An 18,904-nucleotide genomic window follows, 5' to 3' on the forward strand; every position below is an offset into this window, starting at 1 on the left:
CGTGGCGACTCGACACCTGTACGTGGCGCGACACGGCGCGGCGGACGCGTTCGGCGAACTCAAGGACGCCGGACGCCGGCAGTCGGCCCTGCTGGGCGAGCGACTCGCCGGCCTGCCGATCGACCACATCTGGCACTCGCCGCTGCCCCGGGCCACGGCCAGCGCCCACGAACTGGCCCGACATCTGCCCGGGGTGCCGGTGGCCGAAGCCCCCGAACTCGTCGACCACGTGCCGTACGTGCCCGGCCCGGCGGAGATGCCCCGGGGCTGGGCCGGCTTCTTCGACGGCTACGACGAGGCGGAGGCCACCTCGGGCAGCGGCCTGGCCGACGCGCTGCTGGCCCGGTTCGCGACGGTGCCGGAGCCGGGCCGCCCGGACAGCTACGAGGTGCTGATCACGCACGCGTACCCGATCGCCTGGCTGGTCCGCGCTGCGCTGCAGGCCCCGCCGGTCCGGTGGCTCAGCCTGGACAGCGCCAACACGGGACTCACGGTCATCGAGTACCGCACCGGCCTGGCACCCACCCTGGTGATGTTCAACGACCTCAGCCACCTCCGGGGCGATCTGCGCTGGACCGGAGTCCGGGCCGACGGACGGCCGTGATCTCGCCCGGCGGGCGGGCCCTCACGCCGACGCGGTCTCCGTCTCCAGGGGCAGCGCCGCCGGGGCAGCCGGGCCGGCGTCGTAACCGGCGGCCTGCAGGGCGAACAGTTCGGCGTACCGGCCGCCGGTGGCCATCAGTTCGTCGTGGGTGCCGGCCTCGACCAGCCGGCCGTGGTGCAGCACGTAGATGCGGTCGGCGTGGCGCACGTTGGCCAGCCGATGGGTGATCAGGATCGTGCTGGCCCGGCCCTGCCGGTCGCGGATGGCCTGGAACAGTGCGTTCTCGGCCCGCGGGTCGAGGGCGGACGAGGGCTCGTCCATGATCAGCAGGTCGGCGTCGCGCAGGAAGCCACGGGCGGCGGTGATGCGCTGCCACTGCCCGCCGGAGAGGTCCTGTCCGTTGGCGAAGGTGCGGTCCAGCAGGGTGTCGTACCCGTGTGGCAGCTCACGGATCATGTCGTGCGCGACGGCGCGGGCGGCCGCGGCCTCGATGCGGTCCTGGTCGGGATCGGTGGCGATGCCACCGATCGCGATGTTGGTCGCGGCGGTGAACGGCCACTTGTGGTAGTCCTGGGTGACGACCGCGATCCGGGCGCGTAGCTCGTCGATGTCCCAGTCCCGCAGCGGCCGGCCGTTGTAGCGGACCGTTCCGCCGGTCGGGGTGCGCAGGGTGGCGATCACGGCGGCGAGGGTCGACTTCCCGGAGCCGTTCTCGCCGACGAAGGCCACCGTCTGCCCGGCACCGATGGTGAGGCTCACGCCGTCGACGGCCGGGTTGCCCCGGTCGGGGTAGCGCAGGCTGACCGCCTCCACGGTGATCTCACGCAGCCGGCCGCCGGCTGCGGCGTGCGTCGCCGTCACCCCGGTGGGCGGGAGGTACTCGGCGGCCCGGTTCATGAAGCCGGTGTAGTCGCGGAAGTGCTGGCCCTCGGTGTACACCCGGTCCACCTGGAAGGTGACCACGGACAGGGAGCGTTGCGCGGACTGCACGGCGATCACACAGGTCGCCGCGGCGGCGAGCGGGATCTGGCCGTCGACGAGCAGCAGCCCGAGCAGGACGTAGACCGCGGCCGTCGCGATGCCGCCGACCATCGCCCCGACGGTGGTGGTCGTGGTGACCCGCCGGGCCAGGGCGAGCTGGATGGCGGTCTCCACCCCCATCACCCGGTCGTACTGGTCGAGCAGGAACCGGCGCAGCCCGTACGCCCGCAGCTCCGGTGCCGACGCCCGCTCGGCCATCAGGCGGTGCAGCAGCCAGAGCCGGCGCCGACGGACCGAGCCGGCCGCGTAGGTCTGGTACCGCAGGTGACCGGCCCGCAGTGCCGCCCATGCGTTGGGCACCGTCGCGACCAGCAGCGCCACCAGCAGCAGCGGGTGGACCACGACGACGGCGACCGCCACGGCGAGCAGTCCGGCCAGCCCGGCGAGCAGGTTCATCGACGACTGCACCAGGTCGGTGGTGGAGTCCGCGCCACGGGAGGCGCGCTCCATGTCGTCGGCGAACGCGTCGGCGTCGAACGCCTCCAGCCGGACCGCGGTGGTCACCTCGAACAACCCTCGTTCCACCTCCCGGTCCACCTTCGGAGCGAGCCCGTTCTGCGCGTACCCCATCGCGGTCGCCATTCCCGCCCGCAGTGTGGTCACCGCGGCGAGCGCGACCAGCGCGGGCAGCGCCGCCATCACCTTGTCCCCGGTGGGTCCGCCAGCGAACAGCTCCACCAGCACCCGCTGGGCGGCGAGCAGTCCGAACGCGGACATCACCCCCGCGCTCACCGTCGTGGCCGCCACCACCGACGTGCGGACCCGGTCGGCCCGCCAGCTCACCACGAGTGCGGCCCAGACCAGGCGGGGGAGTTCGGCGAAGACGGCGAACAGGCCCGCCTGGGCCCGTGCCCGCACTCCGGTCTCCCACCACATCTCCCGCAGTTCCGGCAGGACCGAGTCCGGCGGCGCCGGGTCGGGCGGGGTCGCTGTGCGGCGGTCCGTCGTGCGCATCGGGTACCTCCGGATCAGAAGCGGCGGTTCCGGTGCTTCCGAGGCGCAGCGGCGATCCGGCCGGCCGGCCGGTGGTGACGTCGGGGCGACCGGAGGGCATGGATGGACCGTAGGGCGAGCTCAGCCCGACACGCCCGCAGCGCCCGGCGCTGAAATTGGCGCTGGACGCCAACACCAGCTCCGACGGATTTTTGACACTGACATCGTGTCGACACGACCCGAACTTTTGTCGAACGTTATGAAAGTTGGGGGATCGGCGATGAAACATCTGGACATCTAAACATAACGATCGTAGGGTTTGCCCACCAGGCAGCGGCGTGCCCGGTCAGCCATCGGACCCATCGTCCCGGTCGGCCATCACGGCGCGCGCCGCCGAGCGGTTTGCCGTGCCGTGACGGTGCGCCATCGTCCCGCTCACCCCTGGGAGGAAACGTGTTCCCACCACCCCGACGCGCGCGTCTACCCATCCTGGGCTCGGTCATGGCCCTGCTCGCCGTCGCCGCGGTGTGCCTGCCTGCCGGCGCCGCCACGGCCGCCCCGCCGCCGCAGGAGCCCGGTGTCACCCTGCGAGTGTTCGACCTGCAGGTGCCGCTGAACAACCTCTGCACCCTCAAGGCCGCGCAGACCCCCAACGTGGACAGGTTGATGCCGGTGGTCGACTGGACGAGCGCGGCCGACTTCGGCTTCGAGGACCATTTCCTGGCCCAGGCGCTCGGCAACCTCAACATCGCCCAGGCCGGCAGCTACACCTTCCGGCTGATCAGCGACGACGGGTCGCGGCTGCTGGTCGACGACGCCGTGGTCGTCGACCACGACGGGCTGCACGGACCGGACCCGAAGGACGGCACCGTCGTCCTCACCACCGGCTACCACTCGCTGCGGATCGACCACTTCGAGCGCGACGGCGGCCAACAGTTGACGCTGCAGTGGCGCACGCCCGGCTCGACGTCGTTCGTGACCGTGCCCAACTCGGTGCTGAGCACCGACGCCGGTGTCGTCCGGGTGACCGCGCCCGGCCGCAAGGAGTGTGAGGCCAGCGGTGACTCGCCCGGTGACGGGCTGCCGCTGAACGCCGTACATCCCGGCTACACCCTGACGAACCTGCGGCCCAGCGGCTTCGAGCCGCAGGTGACCGGCTTCGACTGGCTTCCGGATGGACGCCTCGCGGTGCTGACCTGGGGCGGTTCGCTGACCACCGCCGGCGAGGTCTGGCTGCTGGACAACGTCACCGGCAACACCGGCCCGGCCCAGGTGACCCGGACCCGGGTGGCCAGCGGGCTCCGGGAGCCGATGGGCATCAAGGTCGTCGACGGCAGGATGTACGTGTCGGAGAAGCACCGGTTGACCGAACTGAACGACACCGACGGCGACGGGGTGACCGACACCTACCGGACCGTCGCCACCTGGCCGTTCGGCGGGAACTTCCACGAGTTCGGGTTCGGGCTGCTCTACGCCGACGGGTTCTTCTACCTGAACCTCTCGGTGTCGATCAACTACGGCGGCGCCACCACGAACCCGCAGCCGGCGGGAAACCGGGGCACCACCATCAAGGTGAACCGGAGCACCGGCGCGGTGTCGTACCTCGCGGGCGGGCTGCGCACCCCGCACGGCATCGGCTGGGGGCCGGAGAACGGGCTCTTCGTCACCGACAACCAGGGTGGCTACCAGCCGGCGTCCAAGCTGTTGCACATCAAGCAGGACCGGTTCTTCAACCACTACCTCAACCCGGCCGGGCCGTTCGACGACAACCCGGTGACCCCACCGGTCATCTGGTTCCCGCAGAACGAGATCGGCAACTCGCCGAGCACGCCGGTGATGATGACCGAGGGCGTCTTCGCCGGACAGGTGGCGATCGGCGACGTGACGTACGGCGGCCTCCAGCGGGCGTACCTGGAGAAGGTCAACGGTGAGTACCAGGGCGCGCTGTTCCGGATGACTCAGGGGCTGGAGGCCGGCGTCTCCGAGGTCAGCGTCGGCCCGGACGGCGCCCTCTACACCGGCGGCCTGCACGGTGGCGGAAACTGGGGCCAGGAGGGCAAGCTGAGCCACGGCCTACAGAAGATCACCCCGAACGGCAGTACCGGTTTCGACATGCTGGCGATGCGGGCCCGGTCGAACGGGTTCGAGATCGAGTACACCAAGCCGATCTCGGCGGCGACCGCGACCGGGCTGGCCTCGAAGTACCGGGTAAAGCAGTGGCGGTACGTCCCGACCGCCGCCTACGGCGGGCCGAAAGTGGACGAGGAGACGCTGACGGTCTCCTCGGCGACGCTGTCGGCGGACGGCCGGAAGGTCACCCTGGTCGTCGACGGACTCAAGGCCGGCCGGGTGGTACACGTCCGCTCGCCCCGGCCGTTCAGCGCGAGCGACGGCCAGGCGCTGTGGAGCACCGAGGTCTGGTACACCCTCAACGCCATCCCCGGCCAGACGCCACCGGTGAACCTCGCACTCGGCAAGCCGGCCACGGCGGACAGTTCCTGCTCGGCGACGGAGCGCCCGGCGAAGGCCGTCAACGGCACCACCACCTCGGGCAACCTCGACAAGTGGTGCTCCCTCGGTGCCAGCAAGTGGTTGCGGGTCGACCTCGGCGTCGTCCGGAGCGTGCACCGGGTCGTGCTCCGGCACGCGGGTGCCGGCGGTGAGAACGTCGCCTGGAACACCCGGGACTTCGCCGTCCAGGTCAGCACCGACGGTACGGCCTGGAGCACGGTCGCGAGCGTCACCGGCAACACGGCGAACGTCACCACGCACGACATCCCGGCCGCCCAGGCTCGGTACGTCCGGCTCGCCGTGAGCGCGCCGACCAGCAGCACCGACAACGCGGCCCGGATCTACGAGTTCGAGGTGTACGGCTCCGGCGGTGCCGACCGGATCACGCTCTTCGACGGGACCACCATGAACAACTTCCAGCAGGCGAACGGGGCCGCCCCGACCTGGCCGCTGGGCAACGGCGGAGTGGAGGTGTCCGGCGGCGACGTCTGGAGCCGGCAGAGCTTCGGCGACTTCAGGCTGCACGTCGAGTTCTGGCTGCCGAACCTGCCGGCCGACGTCACCGGGCAGGTCCGGGCGAACAGCGGCATCTATCTCCAGGACCGGTACGAGTTGCAGGTGCTCGACTCGTACGGCGACACCACCCCGGCCACCAACGAGTGCGGCGCCATCTACGAGAAGCTGGCGCCGAGGGTGAACGCCGCGACCGCACCACAGACCTGGCAGACCTACGACGTGACATTCCGCGCCGCCCGGTTCGGCCCGTCCGGGGCCAAGACGGAGAACGCCAGGGTGACCGTCGTGTGGAACGGCGTCACCGTGCACGACAACGCCGAGATCGACGGGCCGACCGGCGGCGGAGCCCCGGAGGGGCCCTCGGTGGGCCCGATCCGTCTCCAGGACCACGGCGACCCCGGCCCCAACCTCTTCTACCGGAACATCTGGGTCGAACCACTCAACTGACCGGTTCCGCTGCACCGCCGGTCACCGGCGACCGGCGGTGCAGCCGGCGGCCCCCCGGCACGGCCGTGTGCCGGCTGGCGGCCCTCAGCCAACCGCCCGCCGCACGAGCGCGCCGATCCTCGCCTCCTCGTCGGCGGTCAGCTCGGTCAGGGCGAAGTAGGTCGGCCACATGTCGCCCTCGTCGAGCTTCGCCTCGGCGCTGAAGCCGAGCATCGCGTACCGGGTCCTGAACTTCGCCGCGCTCTGGAAGAAGCAGACCACCTTGCCGTCGAGGGCGTACGCGGGCATTCCGTACCAGAGCTTCGGCCGCAGGCCCGGCGCGTCGGCCTTGATCACGTCGTGCAGTCGCTCGGCGATCACCCGGTCGGACCCCGACATGTCGGCGATCTTCGCGAGTACGTCGCCCTCCGGGTCGGCCTTGGCGCCCCGCCGAGCGCCCGCCTTCAACTCCCGGGCGCGCTCCTTCAACGCCGCCCGCTCCTGCTCGGTGAAACCGTCGCGCTGCCCACCGTTCGTGGCGGTGGTCCTGGTCCTGGTCGACATGACAAACCTTCCTGTCTGTGATCGTTCGGCGTCGGGTGGTACTGGTCGCGGGGTACTGTCCGGTGGAACCCGGTCACCACCTGCCGGCAGGCTGCCGGGTCGGTGCGTTGAGCCGGTTGAACGCGTTGGCGATCGCGATGTTGAGCAGCAGCGCGGCCAGTTCCTTCTGGTCGAAGTGCGTGGCGGCCTCGTCCCATACCCGGTCCGGCACCGGATCCGGCCGGTCGGCGAGCCGGGTCACGGCCTCGGTCAGCGCCAGCGCGGCACGCTCCTCGGCGCTGAACCAGGGGGTCTGCCGCCAGGCGGCGACGGCGTACACCTGTTCGTCGGTCGCGCCGTGCCGCCGGGCCTGGTGGGCGCCCCCGGCCACGCACGGGCCGCAGCCGTTGATCTGGCTGGCTCGCAGGTGGCTCAGGGCCAACAGCCGGCCGTCCAGCCCGGCATCCACGACGGCCCGGTTGACCGCCATCAGGGCCTCCATCGCCTCCGGGAGCAGGACCGCCGGGTTCGGCATGCGCTCGGTCGACATCTTTTCTCCTTCGTCCCGCAGCGCCCGTCCCTCGGCGTTCAGCCGGGCGTGTCGCTGACCGGAGTCATCCGACCATCGGCGCACCGGCATCCGCCCGGCCCGTGGGACACCGTGGGACAGCCCGCACCCCCGCTACCAGCGCAAACACCCCACCGATCCGTCGTCGACGCGGCGGGACAGGGTACGGTGTCGCAGGTGTCCGGCCCCCAGGATCGACTGGTGGCTCAGCTCGCCCGAATCAAGGAGCTGAGCGGACTCAGCCTGCGCGCCCTCGCCCGCCAGACCGGTCTGAGCAGCTCGTCGCTGTCCCGCTACCTGACCGGCCGGCTCGTGCCGCCCTGGGAGGCCGTCGTGGCGCTGTGCCGGGCCGTGGGCCGCGACCCCCGGCCGCTGCGACCGGTCTGGGTCGAGGCGACCAAAGCCGGCCCGGCACCCGCCCCGCGTCGCAACGACCTGCCGGCCGACCTCTTCGACTTCACCGGCCGGCAGGCCGAGTCCGCGCTGGTCGAGGAGATCCTGGGCAGCGCCGGCGCGGTCACGATCGACGGCATGGCGGGCGTGGGCAAGACCAGCCTGGCCGTGCATGTGGCCCATCGGCTCGCCCCGGCATATCCAGACGGCGGGCTCTACCTCGACCTTCAGGGCTTCACCCCGGGCCAGGAGCCGCTGGAGCCGCACACCGCGCTGGGCCGGCTGCTGGGCGCGTTGGACGTCCCGCACGCCCCGGCCGGCACCCCGGAACGCACCGCGCTCTGGCGGTCGGAGCTGTCCCGGCGACGAGTGCTCGTGGTCCTCGACAACGCGGTCGACGCGGAGCAGGTACGTCCGCTGCTTCCCGGCGCGGGCAAATCGGCGGTCCTCATCACCAGCCGGCAACGGCTGGTCAGCCTGGACGGGGTGCCGCCGGTGTCCCTGGCGCCACTGACCGACGTCGACGCGGCGCAGCTGTTCGGCCGGGCGGCCGGGCTCGCACTCGGCGCGGAGGAGGCGGTCGGCCAGGTGCTGCGGCAGTGCGACGGGCTACCGCTGGCGCTGCGGATGGCGGGTGCCCGGCTCCGGCACCGCCCCGGCTGGACCGTGGCGGTGCTCGCCGAGCGGCTGCGCGTCACCCCCGGCCGCTTCGACGCCGTCTTCGGCATGTCCCTGCAGCAGCTCGACGCCGTGCAGCGCCGTACCTTCCGACTGCTCGGTGTGCTGCCGGGCGCCGACTTCGACGCGGCGGTGGTGGGCGCGCTGACCGAGATGCCGCCGGACCGGGTCGGCGCGGCGCTGGAGGAGCTGGTCGACGCCCACCTGGTCCAGGAGCCCTCGCCGGGGCGGTACCGGATGCACGACCTGATCCGGCAGTACGCGGCGGACGTCGCCGCCGACGAGGAGCCGCGGGCCGAAGCCGCCCTGCGCCGGGCCCTGACGCACTACCTGGCGCAGGCCGTCGCGCACGATCGGACACTGCCCTCGCCGCACCGCCCGCAACCCTCGCCGGGAGATCCGGCGCAGGCCATGGCCTGGTTCGACCTCGAGTACGTCAACCTGGTCGCCTGCTTCGACGCCGCGGTGCGGCTTGGCCAGGACGAGGTGGTGGCCGAGCTGCCGCAGGCCATGCGCGTCTGGTTTTTCCGGCACCGCGGAACCGACGACCAGGCACGCCTGCTCGAAGCCGCGGCGGCTGCGGCGGCACGTCTCGGCCGCGACCGGGAGCGCGCCGCGCTCCTCGCGGACCTCGGTCACACCCACGCCGCCGCCGGCCGCCTCACCGAGGCGCTCGCCGCCTACGAACTGGCCGAGCGGTCGGGACCGGATGACGACCTCGCCGGGGCGCTGGCCCTGCGCACCGGCTTCGTGCGCCGGGATCTCGGCGACCTCGAGGCGGCACAGGCGCACTTTCGGCGGGCCCGCCAGCTGTTCGAGAAGACCGGGCGTCGACCGGGGCAGTCCCAGGCGCTGGCCTTCGACGGATGGGTGACACTCCACCTCGGGCGGCCCGGCGAAGCCGTCGAGCTGGCCCGGGCCTCGGTCGCGCTGGCCGAGGGGCCGGCCCAGATCACCGGGCTGGTCACCCTCGGCGTCGCGCTGGCGGCGGACGACCCGACGGAGTCGCTGCGCACGCTGCACGAGGCGTTACACCTGTCCGAACAGCACGATCTCCGACACAACCAGGCGTGGTGTCACAACTACCTCGGTGTCGCGCTGCGGATCATGGGTTCACCCGAGCGGGCGCTCGAACACCACCGGCGCGCCTTCGAGCTCCTGGAACCGTTGGCCGAGGTGCAGATGGAAATCGACTTTCTGCATACCTACGCCGAGACGTGCCGCGCGGCGGGGCGCGGTGCCGAGGCGCTGGCGCTGCTCGACCGAACCATCGAGCTCGCGCGTGAGCTGCACCGGCCCTACGACGAGGAGCGCGCCCGTGCGGCACGAGAGATCGTCCGGGCCGCCTGCTGAGCCGCCGGGTGGCCGCCCCGGTGCCCCGTGCAGGCCGCCGGCCCCCAGCTTCCCGGGGATTGGGGTGCATTACCGCCTCGATCGTGCCACGCCGAAACTCGATCTGGCGGCGGTCTCACCTCGCGGTATCCGTTCTGCCGCCGATCGGGTTGGATACCGCGGCTGAAGGATGGACGAGGAGACCGGCGACGGGACCGGGTGGCTAACCGAACCGGTCGGCGAGCTTCGTCAGCTTGGTGACGTACGCCGGCCAGTCGTAGTCGTCGGGGACGTTGGTGTTGTCCCGCCGCAAGCCGACCGCGCTGTCGTGCTGCTCGCGCATGATGTCGGCCTGACCGGCGTGCCGGGTGATGTCGCAGATCACGTGCACGATGACCCGGTGCAGCGTGACGTCCTGCCGACCTGGCCGCCACCACGGCACCCGCCCGGGCGCGTCGAGCGGTAGCTGTTCGATCGTCCGATCCGCGAAGACCCCGACCCGCCGATACAGGTCGATCAGCCCATCCTTCGTCTCGTCCTCCGATGCGTACCAGTCCGCCTGCGGGTCCTCCTCGTACGCCTGCACGGGTACCAGTTCCTCAGGTGTCGGGAACTCTCGCCCGAAGGTGGGCCCGAAGTAGCCGGCTTCGACATGGAGGCAGTGCTTGAGGACCCCCAGCAGGTTGTTGCCGGTCGCGGTGCGGGGCATCCTGGCCTCGCGCTCGCTCAGCCCGTCCAGTTTCCAGATCAGGTCCTCGCGAGTCGCCTGCAGGTAGTGTCGCAGCGCGGCCTTCGGGGCGCCGAGGTCAGTCATGCCTCCCAGTCTTCCCCATCCGGCCGAGCCGTTCGTGCGGGGTGTCGCCGCACCGCGACGCCCCGGTGGCTGAGATGGTCAGCGGGCAGCGACGCGGGGCACCAGCGGTTCACTAGGCATGCGCGTGCTGTTCCTCGGCGCTCGCCGAGGTGCGGGTGGTGGTGCCGCTCAGTTGGCGCGCCGAGTTGACCAGGCCGACGAGACTGAAGGCCTGCGGGGTGTTGCCGAGGTGGCGCCCGGTCACCGGGTCGTACTCCTCGGCCAGCAGCCCCACGTCGTTGCGGAGGTCGAGCAGCCGCCCGAAGAGCGCCGTGGCCTCCTCCTGGCGGCCGATCCCGTGTAGGGCGTCGACCAGCCAGAAGGTGCAGGCCAGGAAGGCGCCCTCGGTGCCCGGCAGGCCGTCGACATTCTCGTCCTGCTGAGGGTGGTAGCGCAGCACGAAACCGTCGGTGCAGAGTTCCCGTTGAATGGCGTCGACCGTGCCGATCATGCGTTGGTCGTCCCAGGGCAGGAAGCCCACCCGGGGTAGGAGCAGCAGCGCGGCGTCGAGCCCTCGGGAGCCGTAGAACTGGGTGAACGTGTTGCGGTCCGCGTCGAAGCCGCGCTGGCAGACCTCGGTGTGGATCTCGTCCCGCACCGCGCGCCACCGATCGATCGGCCCGTCCAGGCCGTGGTGTCGCACGGCGGCGATCGCCCGGTCGAACCCCGTCCAGGCGAGGACCTTGGAGTGGACGAACTGCTGGCGAGGGCCGCGTACCTCCCAGAGGCTGTTGTCGGGCCGACGCCAGTTTCCTTCGAGAAAGTCGAGCAGCTCCCGCTGCACCTCCCAGGCGGTTTCCATCGGGTCGATCCCGGCCTCGCGGCCCAGGTGCATGCCCTCCAGTACCTCTCCCCAGACGTCGAGCTGGAACTGGTCGGCGGCGGCGTTACCGATCCGGACCGGTTTGGCGCCCTCGTAGCCGGAGAGCTCGTCGATCGTGTACTCGGGCAGCCGGCGGGCGCCGTCGAGACCGTACATGATCTGTAGCTTGGCGGGGTCCCCGGCGACCGCCCGCAGCAACCACTCCCGCCATGCCTTTGCCTCCTCGGCGAAGCCGGTGCCGAGCAGCGCCTGGAGGGTGAAGGTGGCGTCCCGCAGCCAGCAGTAGCGGTAGTCCCAGTTGCGGGGACCGCCGAGTTGCTCCGGCAGCGAGGTGGTGGCTGCGGCGACGATGCCGCCGGTCGGAGCGTAGGTGAGCGCCTTCAGGGTGATCAGGGCACGGCGTACCGCCTCCGGCCACCGTCCCCGGTAGCTGCAGTGGCCGATCCACTGGGTCCAGAACTGTTCGGTCTCCGCCACCGCCCGGTAGGCGTCCACCGGTTCCGGACGGGGCAGATGCGACGGCCGGTAGGTGAGCACGAACGGCACCCGCTGTCCGGCGCGTACGGTGAAGTCCGCGATGGTGGATCGGGAGGTCCCGCCCAGTTCGGTGTCGGTGGACAGCCACACGGCGTCCGGTCCGGCGATCGCGCCGAGATCGCCGCCGTGGCGGCGGACCCAGGGTGCGACCTGGCCGTAGTCGAACCGCAGCCGCATCTGCATCCGCATCGGCACGGCACCGGAGAGCCCTTCGACGATACGTACGACGTCGGCGGCCCGGCCTCGCGGCGGCATGCAGTCGATGACCCGGACCGAGCCCTCCGGGGTCTCCCATTCGGTTTCCAGGATGAGGGTCTCGCCCCGGTAGCGACGCCGGGTGGCGTGCCCGCCGGCCGCCGGGGCGATACGCCAGTGCCCGGCGCTGTCGTCGTGCAGCAGGGCGGCGAAGCACGCGGGTGAGTCGAAGCGGGGCAGGCACAGCCAGTCGATCGAGCCGTCGCGGCCGACCAGTGCGGCCGTCTGCAGGTCACCGATCACGGCGTAGTCCTCGATGAGGCCGGGCATCCGGCGTCTCCTTCCGGTCGGGTCCCAGGTGTTGGCGGGTCGGGCTCGGCACGGCCAGTATCGCCCCGACCGGCCGGGCCCGGCTCAGCGGACGCCGCCCATGAGCCGGCGCAGCAGCGGGCTGAGCATGGCGAGGACGATGCCGAGCGCGATCGCGACACCACCCAGAACGCCGAAGTAGGCGGTCTCGTGCGACTCGTCGTAGTAGCCGGCGAGGGTGCCGGACAGGGCGGTGCCGAGGGCGACCGAGAGGAAGAACAGCGCGACCATCTGGGTGTGGAACGCTCGGGGGGCAAGCTTGGTCGACAGCGACAGGCCGACCGGCGACAGCAGCAGCTCGGCGACGGTGAACCCGAACAGGATGCCGACCAGCGCCAGCAGCGGCGCACTGTTCGGACCACCGCCGGCCAGCGGCAGGAAGAGCAGGAACGCCAGGCCCATCAGGATCGTACCGGCGGCGAACTTGACCGGGGCCGACGGCTGGCGCGGCCCGAGTCTGGTCCACAGCGCGGTGAACAGGCCGGCGAGCAGGATGATGAAGACCGGGTTGATCGACTGGACCCAGGAGACCGGCATCTGCCAACCGAGGATGTGCCGGTCCAGCCGGGTGTCCGAATAGATGGTGACGACGGTGAACTGCTGCTGGTACAGCGACCAGAAGGCCGTGCTGGCGACGAACATCGGGATGAACGCGAACACCCGCCGCCGTTCGGTCCCGGTGATCGCCCTGCTGGTCAGGATCACCACGAAGTACGCCACCGCGGCGAGCGCGCTCAGGACGACGACGATCGCGGACAACCGCCGCGCCGGGAGCATGCCCGCGACGACGAGTACGGCGACGAGCCCGAGCGCCATCGCGGCACCGACCGCGACCAGTGGCCGGCGTGCGGCGGGCAGCGGATTGGGCACCTCCCGGGCGGCGCCGGTCAGCCGGCCACGGCCGAGCGCGTACTGCGTCAGCCCGGCCACCATGCCGACGGCGGCCAGGCCGAACCCGTAGTGGAAGCCGACGCTCTTCTGCAGCAGGCCGGTGGCCAGCGGCCCGGCCAGGGCACCGAGGTTGATGCCGAGGTAGAACAGCGAGAAGCCGGCGTCCCTGCGGTGATCATCCTCGGCATAGAGGGATCCGACGAGTGAGGTCGCGGTGGCCTTCACGCCTCCGCTGCCGAGCGCGATCTGGATCAGGCCGACGCCCACCCCGATCAGCCCGGGCAGCACCGCCAGGGAGAGATGGCCGAGCATGACCAGAATCGCGCTGTAGAACAGCACCCGCTCGGCACCGAACAGCCGGTCGGCCAGCCAGGCGCCGAGCACGGTGGAGAGGTACACCAGCCCGCCGTACGCCCCGACGATGCTGGTCGCGGTGTCCCGGTTGATTCCGAGCCCGCCCTCCGCACTTGTGTAGTACAGGTAGATGAGCAGGATGCCCTGCATGCCGTAGAAGGAGAACCGTTCCCAGAGTTCGACACCGAACAGGTTCGCCAGCATCCGTGGCTGTCCGAAGAACGTCTTCTCCGCCCTGGGCGGCGGCGTGCGATCGACCCCGGTCATGCCGTGCCCCTACCCGCCTCGCCCGGACACTATGCGACGTTCCACCGCCGTTGTCGGGTGGCCAGGGATCGGGACGCACCGGGCGGGCCGGCCGCGGTCAGTCCTGTCGCACGCAGAACTCGTTGCCGTCCGGATCGGCCAGCACCACGGCGCCGTCGTCGGCGACCTCCAGCCGGGTGGCGCCGAGGGACACCAGCCGGTCGACCTCGGTCCGCTGGTCACCGCCGGCCGGAACGAGGTCGAAGCGCTGCCGGTTCCGGCCGGTCTTCGGGGCCACCGGCGGGCCTCCCCACGCGACCTTCGTGCCGCCCAGTGGTGACTGGATCGCGGTCTCCTGGTTCTGGTCCCACACCAGCGGCCAGCCCAGCGCCTCGCTCCAGAAGTGGCCGACCTCCCGGGTGCCGTCGCAGGCGAGCTCTCCGAGCAGGCCGCAGTCGGCAAGGAAGGCGTTGCCGGGCTCGATCACGCAGAACTCGTTGCCCTCGGGGTCGGCCAGGACGATGTGCCCCTCCTCGGGGCGCTGCCCGACGTCGAGATGGCCGGCACCGAGTTCCAGGGCCGTCGCCACCCGCTGCTGCTGCCCGATGTCGTCGCTGGTCAGATGGAGGTGCAGCCAGTTGAGCCCCACCCTTCCCGCGCGGCTCGGCACGAACCTGAGACCGAGCTGTCCGTCCTCGCCGGGCAGGACCGGGCCACCGGCCCCGTCGACGATCTCCCGGGACAGCATGCCGGCCCAGAACCGCGCCAGGCGGGCCGGGTCCTGCGCATCGAAGGTCACCGTCAGCGGTCGTGGAAGCACCCTCGCACGATAGGCACCCGTCCCCGGGACGACAAGGTACTTTGCCGAAGCTGCCCGCCTGCGGGGTTCACCGGCGGACGAGAGCGTGATCCGCGGGTTCATGCCGGCTACGGCAGCCCCGCAGGCAGCGTCATCCGCCGTACGGCCGGTCCGGTGTCTCGTCCCACTCGAACGCCGGGTCGTCGGTCCAGCCGAAGCCGGTGAAGATCCGGTCCGGCCGCCCCAGCTGCAGCGCGGCGACGAACTCGCCGAGGTCGAAGGACCAGTCGAGCAGGGCGCAGGCGGCGGCCTCGGCGATCGCGGCCGGCGATTGGTCGGTCGGGCCGAGCCGCTCGCGGGTGTCCCGGGCGAGGAGCACGGCGGCGACCAGCGGCACCAGCAGGGCGGTACGCCCCCGGGAGCGCCGGAGTCCGGGCAGCGCCGCCGCAGCGGCCATCATCAGCGCTCCGACCCGGTTCAGCTTGGGCCGGCCCCGCTTCGGGTGGACGTCGAGCAGCCACTGCCCGGACCGTCCGTAGGTGACCAGTCGCCGGCTCACCGTGCCGAGCGAGTCGGTACTGCCCTTGTCGTGCACGACCACCGCCGCCGGGTCGCAGGCGATCGTCCAGCCCGCCTCGGTGAGTCGGATTCCCAGGTCCACGTCCTCGCCGCCGACGACGGTCAACGGGCGTTCGGCGAAGCCACCGACGGACTGGAACGCGTTCTTGCGGACGGCCAGGTTGCAGGTCGTGGCCCAGCCGACCCGACGGCACCGGGCGGGCCACTCGAACGCGGCGTTGAGTAGCCGGGAGCGGCGCATCACCCGGAAGACGGCGGTTTCCGCCCCCGCCACGTAGGTCGGTCCGGCCACCGCGCCGACCTCGGGCGGGGCGGCCCGCAGGGTCTTCAGGTGCCGCTGCAACAGGTCCGGGGTGGCCAGGCAGTCCGAATCGATGAAGAGCACCAGATCGTAGTTTGCCAGCCGCACCCCCAGGTTGCGCTTGGCGCCGACGTGCCGGGGCCCGAGGACGTACCTCGCGTCGTGCTCCGCGCACTGGGCCCGGTGCAGCCGGGCGTCGGCCGGGGGCGAGTCGTCCACCACCAGCACCTGCACCGGTTCCGGGCAGAACGCGATGGCCTCGCGCAGGCTGGACAGCAGTGCCCGGGTCTCGTGGACCCGGCCCTTGACCGGTACGACGACCGAAAGACCCCGTTCCGTCACCTCGGCACCCCACTTCGCTCTCCGGAGGCCGCCCGGGCCCCCGTGCCCCGGATCACCGTGTCCAGGGCGCCCATCACCTCTGCCACGGGTACCGGCACCAGCGGGCGCCCGTCCTCGCCCCGCACCGGTCGGCCCGGGCCGTCGAGCAGCACCATCAGCACCTCGTCCGGCGCGCAGCCGGCGTAGCCGCGTTTGTTGTCGGCGGTCAGCGCCCGCAGCACGGCCGCCCGGTCGAGCCGGCGGAACCGGTCGCCGGCCTCCGGCAGCCCGAGCAGCGCGGTCAGCCCGTGGTGTGCCTCGACGGTGTCCTGGTCCAGCCCGTACCTGCGGCGGCCCAGTTCGGCCGCGACGAGCATGCCCCAGGCGACCGCCTCGCCGTGCCCGACCGCGCCGGCCGAGGCGAACTCGACGGCGTGCCCGACGGTGTGGCCGTACTCGAAGACCACGGCCGGGCCCCGCTCGTGCGGATCGCCGACCAGGTACGGCTGCTTGGCCTCGATCCCGATCTCCAGCAGCTCGCGCAGCGCGGCCATCGGGCGGTGCCGCAGCTCGGTCATCGCCCGGACGAACCGCTCGCGTTCTCCGGGGACCGCGACCAGGATGTTCTTTGCCATCTCGGCGAGACCGGTGTGCAGGTTGCCCTGCGGCACGGTACTCAGCCAGCGCAGGTCGCAGGCGATCAGCGAGGGCGGGAAGTAGGCGCCGCAGAGGTTCTTTCCGGCCGGCAGGTTGACCCCCTGCTTGAGCGAGATCACCGCGTCGAACGCCGCGACCGGGGTGGTCGGGGCGTGCACCAGCCGGGTGCCCCGGTAGAGCAGCGCGGCGGCGAGTCCGGCGACGTTGCCGACCGTTCCGCCGCCCATCGCCAGGATCGCCGAGCGGCGGGTGAGCTTCCGTTCGGTGGCGTACTCCAGGATGGCCTGTACGGAGTAGAGCGTCTTGTGCGCCTCGACCGCGTCCAGGGTGAACGTCTCGACCCGCAGGTGCCGGGCGAGCGGGACGGTCAGCCGGCCCGCGTGGTCCTTCACCTGCCGGTCGGCGACCACCAGCACCGCGTCGGCGTCGGCGAGCCGGGCCGCGACCGTGTCGACCAGTTCCGGTAGGCAGTCGGCGCCGTACCGGTAGGGAACCCGGATGTCGCCGAAGACCAGATCGCGCTCGGTCAGCGTCATCGGGCACCGGTCATCTTGACGTTGAGTGACCGAGAATTTTCGGAAATAAGGCCGGTCGCCGAGTGTTCCGATATCGGCCGGAGGGTGTCTGTCGCGCGCTGGTTGGGCAAGGTCAAGGCCGGGCCCTCCCCCTGGTGAAATGCCACCACAACCAGCCGGAAGGGGTGGCTTCAGGACCATCGGCGTCAGATTAGATCAGCTAAGATCGATCAGCAAGCCTTCCGGAAAATGTCCGCAACGACCAGTGGCTTTTTCGGGACCGACGGTCACTCGACCAGCGACCGGTAGTCGATCTTTCCGTTCGGACGGCGCGGCAGCCGGTCGACCGCCGTGGCCAGCACCCCGAGCCGGTGCAGCCCGAGCCGCCCGGTCACCGTGCCGACCACCGCCGCCAACCGCTCCCGGTCGGCCTTCTCGCAGAAGACCTGGATCCGGTCCCCGGCCGGTACGGCGGCGGCGGGGACGATCCCCGCGACCAGGTGTTCCACGGCGTCGAGGTTCACCCGGACCCCGAAGGCCTTGCCGATCCGGCCCAGCCGGCCGGAGAGCCACAGGTAGCCGTCGTCGTCGAGCCGGCCGGTGTCCCCGGTGCGCAGCGTGCCGCACAGGTCGTCGCCCCGGCCGAGATCCGCTGCGGTCTCGGCGTAGCCCAGCATCACGCCCGGCCCGTGCACCAGCACCTCACCGCTGCCCGGGTCGCCCGGCCCGGCCGGATCGGGCTCGATCGACAGCCGGGTACCCGGCAGCGGCGGGCCGACCGAACCGAGCTTGGCCGGCAACCGCTCCGGTGGCAGTACGCAGATCCGGGGCCCGGCCTCGGTCTGGCCGTACATCATGTACAGCCGGCCACCGTGTGCGGCCATCGCGGTGGAGAAGCTGGTGGCCAGCTCGTTGGAAAGCCGGCCACCGGCGGTGGTGAGCACCCGGACGCTCGGGCTGCGCTCCGGGCTCCACGGCTTGCGGGCCAGCAGTTCGTAGGTGTGCGGCACGCCGGCCAGCGAGGTGACGCCGTACCGGTCGACGTCCCGCCAGAAGCCCTGGTCGAGTACGCCCCGCCGGTCCAGCACCACCGTCGCGCCGGCGAGCAGGTGGCTGTGCAGCACGCTGAGCCCGTAGGAGTAGCACAGCGGCAGGGTGGTGACGGCGACGTCGTCCGGGCCGATCCCGAGGGCGGTGCGGATCGCCCGGGTGTTGGCCAGCACGCCGGCGGTCGACAGCCGGACCAGCCGGGGCTGACCGGTCGATCCCGACGTGCCGAGCAGCAGGCCGAGCCGGTCGTGCGCCGGGACCTCCGGTCCGGCCCGCCGGACCCAGGTCGGCCCGAGCCCGGCCGGCTCCACCGACCGGTAGCCCGGTGGCGGGTCGGCGCCGGCCGGCCCGGGAACGCCGGGTGCCGCCAGCGCCTCCAGATTGAGTACGGCGGCCGGGCCGAACCGGTCGACCAGGTCCCGTACCGGACCGGTTCCGATGCCCGCCCCCCAGACGACGACCGGCCGATGGGCCCGCAACGCGCCCAGATAGCGCAGCACCGGGCGGAGTTCGGGCGGCAGCGGACAGACCACGACGCCCGGCGGAACCGGTTCGAGGGCCCGGACGACGGCGTCGAGCGCGGTATCGAGCCGGGCTCCGGAGCACGTCTCACCGGTGACCGCGTCGATCAGCCGCGCTCCCGGTGCCGGCAGCGGGATCATCGACCGAAAAGTACCCGGTACTTCCGGATGCGGCCAGACCCCGCCGGCCCGTAGATCGGGAACTCTCCGGCACCGGGACCGGTCGCTTCGCCACCGGTGGGGCGGCCGGCGGCCGCGGCGTACCCGGCCGGCCGCCGCGGCGTGCCCGACCCGGCCGACCTCGGCCGGAGCTGCGGTCGAGGGCATCCAACGCCGATTGCCCATGTT

13 protein-coding genes are annotated in these 18,904 nt (G+C 71.9%); 3 read left to right on the forward strand and 10 right to left on the reverse strand.

All coding sequences use genetic code 11. The features are described from left to right. The first annotated feature begins 1 nt into the window (after position 1). On the forward strand, positions 2 to 604 hold the full coding sequence (locus ABNF97_RS30225; protein WP_130463519.1) for a histidine phosphatase family protein: 603 nt from the start codon (positions 2 to 4) through the stop codon (positions 602 to 604). Between the two features lie 21 nt (positions 605 to 625). Here ABNF97_RS30225 and ABNF97_RS30230 read toward each other — a convergent pair whose 3' ends face one another. Continuing rightward, positions 626 to 2,599, reverse strand: coding sequence for an ABC transporter ATP-binding protein (locus ABNF97_RS30230; protein WP_349340605.1), 1,974 nt, complete (start codon positions 2,597 to 2,599; stop codon positions 626 to 628). Positions 2,600 to 3,079: 480 nt separating this feature from the next. Here ABNF97_RS30230 and ABNF97_RS30235 point away from each other — a divergent pair, with 480 nt between their 5' ends. After that, positions 3,080 to 6,052, forward strand: coding sequence for a 3-keto-alpha-glucoside-1,2-lyase-like domain-containing protein (locus ABNF97_RS30235; protein WP_349340606.1), 2,973 nt, complete (start codon positions 3,080 to 3,082; stop codon positions 6,050 to 6,052). Positions 6,053 to 6,136: 84 nt separating this feature from the next. Here the strand turns inward: ABNF97_RS30235 and ABNF97_RS30240 are convergent, their stop codons facing one another. Beyond that, the gene (locus tag ABNF97_RS30240) at positions 6,137 to 6,595 is read right to left on the reverse strand and encodes a DUF1801 domain-containing protein (RefSeq protein ID WP_130463516.1); all 459 of its coding nucleotides are present in this window, start codon (positions 6,593 to 6,595) and stop codon (positions 6,137 to 6,139) included. A gap of 73 nt (positions 6,596 to 6,668) precedes the next feature. Continuing rightward, positions 6,669 to 7,124 (reverse strand): carboxymuconolactone decarboxylase family protein, encoded by a 456-nt coding sequence (locus tag ABNF97_RS30245; protein ID WP_349340607.1) that lies wholly within the window; start codon positions 7,122 to 7,124, stop codon positions 6,669 to 6,671. Between the two features lie 195 nt (positions 7,125 to 7,319). Between ABNF97_RS30245 and ABNF97_RS30250 the strand changes: the two genes are divergently transcribed. Further along, complete coding sequence (locus ABNF97_RS30250) at positions 7,320 to 9,566, forward strand: ATP-binding protein (RefSeq protein ID WP_349340608.1); 2,247 nt, start codon at positions 7,320 to 7,322, stop codon at positions 9,564 to 9,566. A 202-nt stretch (positions 9,567 to 9,768) separates the two neighbouring features. Here ABNF97_RS30250 and ABNF97_RS30255 read toward each other — a convergent pair whose 3' ends face one another. From ABNF97_RS30255 to ABNF97_RS30285, 7 genes are all read right to left on the reverse strand, one after another. Then, complete coding sequence (locus ABNF97_RS30255) at positions 9,769 to 10,359, reverse strand: DinB family protein (protein ID WP_349340609.1); 591 nt, start codon at positions 10,357 to 10,359, stop codon at positions 9,769 to 9,771. A 112-nt stretch (positions 10,360 to 10,471) separates the two neighbouring features. Then, entirely contained in the window at positions 10,472 to 12,283 is a 1,812-nt protein-coding gene (locus ABNF97_RS30260) for a glycoside hydrolase family 15 protein (protein WP_130463512.1), read from the reverse strand. An 84-nt stretch (positions 12,284 to 12,367) separates the two neighbouring features. Next, a complete protein-coding gene (locus tag ABNF97_RS30265; protein ID WP_349340610.1) occupies positions 12,368 to 13,834 on the reverse strand; it encodes a peptide MFS transporter in 1,467 nt (488 codons plus the stop codon). Positions 13,835 to 13,931: 97 nt separating this feature from the next. Continuing rightward, complete coding sequence (locus tag ABNF97_RS30270; protein ID WP_349340611.1) at positions 13,932 to 14,633, reverse strand: VOC family protein; 702 nt, start codon at positions 14,631 to 14,633, stop codon at positions 13,932 to 13,934. Between the two features lie 130 nt (positions 14,634 to 14,763). After that, the gene (locus ABNF97_RS30275; RefSeq protein WP_349340612.1) at positions 14,764 to 15,834 is read right to left on the reverse strand and encodes a glycosyltransferase family 2 protein; all 1,071 of its coding nucleotides are present in this window, start codon (positions 15,832 to 15,834) and stop codon (positions 14,764 to 14,766) included. Then, entirely contained in the window at positions 15,831 to 17,006 is a 1,176-nt protein-coding gene (locus tag ABNF97_RS30280; RefSeq protein ID WP_165436767.1) for a 3-dehydroquinate synthase family protein, read from the reverse strand. The genes ABNF97_RS30275 and ABNF97_RS30280 overlap by 4 nt, the downstream gene beginning before the upstream one ends. 266 nt (positions 17,007 to 17,272) lie before the next feature. Beyond that, positions 17,273 to 18,697, reverse strand: a complete 1,425-nt coding sequence (locus ABNF97_RS30285; protein WP_130463508.1) for an AMP-binding protein — start codon at positions 18,695 to 18,697, stop codon at positions 17,273 to 17,275. Positions 18,698 to 18,904: the final 207 nt, after the last annotated feature.

The organism is Plantactinospora sp. B6F1 (assembly GCF_040120695.1).
Taxonomy (GTDB): domain Bacteria; phylum Actinomycetota; class Actinomycetes; order Mycobacteriales; family Micromonosporaceae; genus Plantactinospora.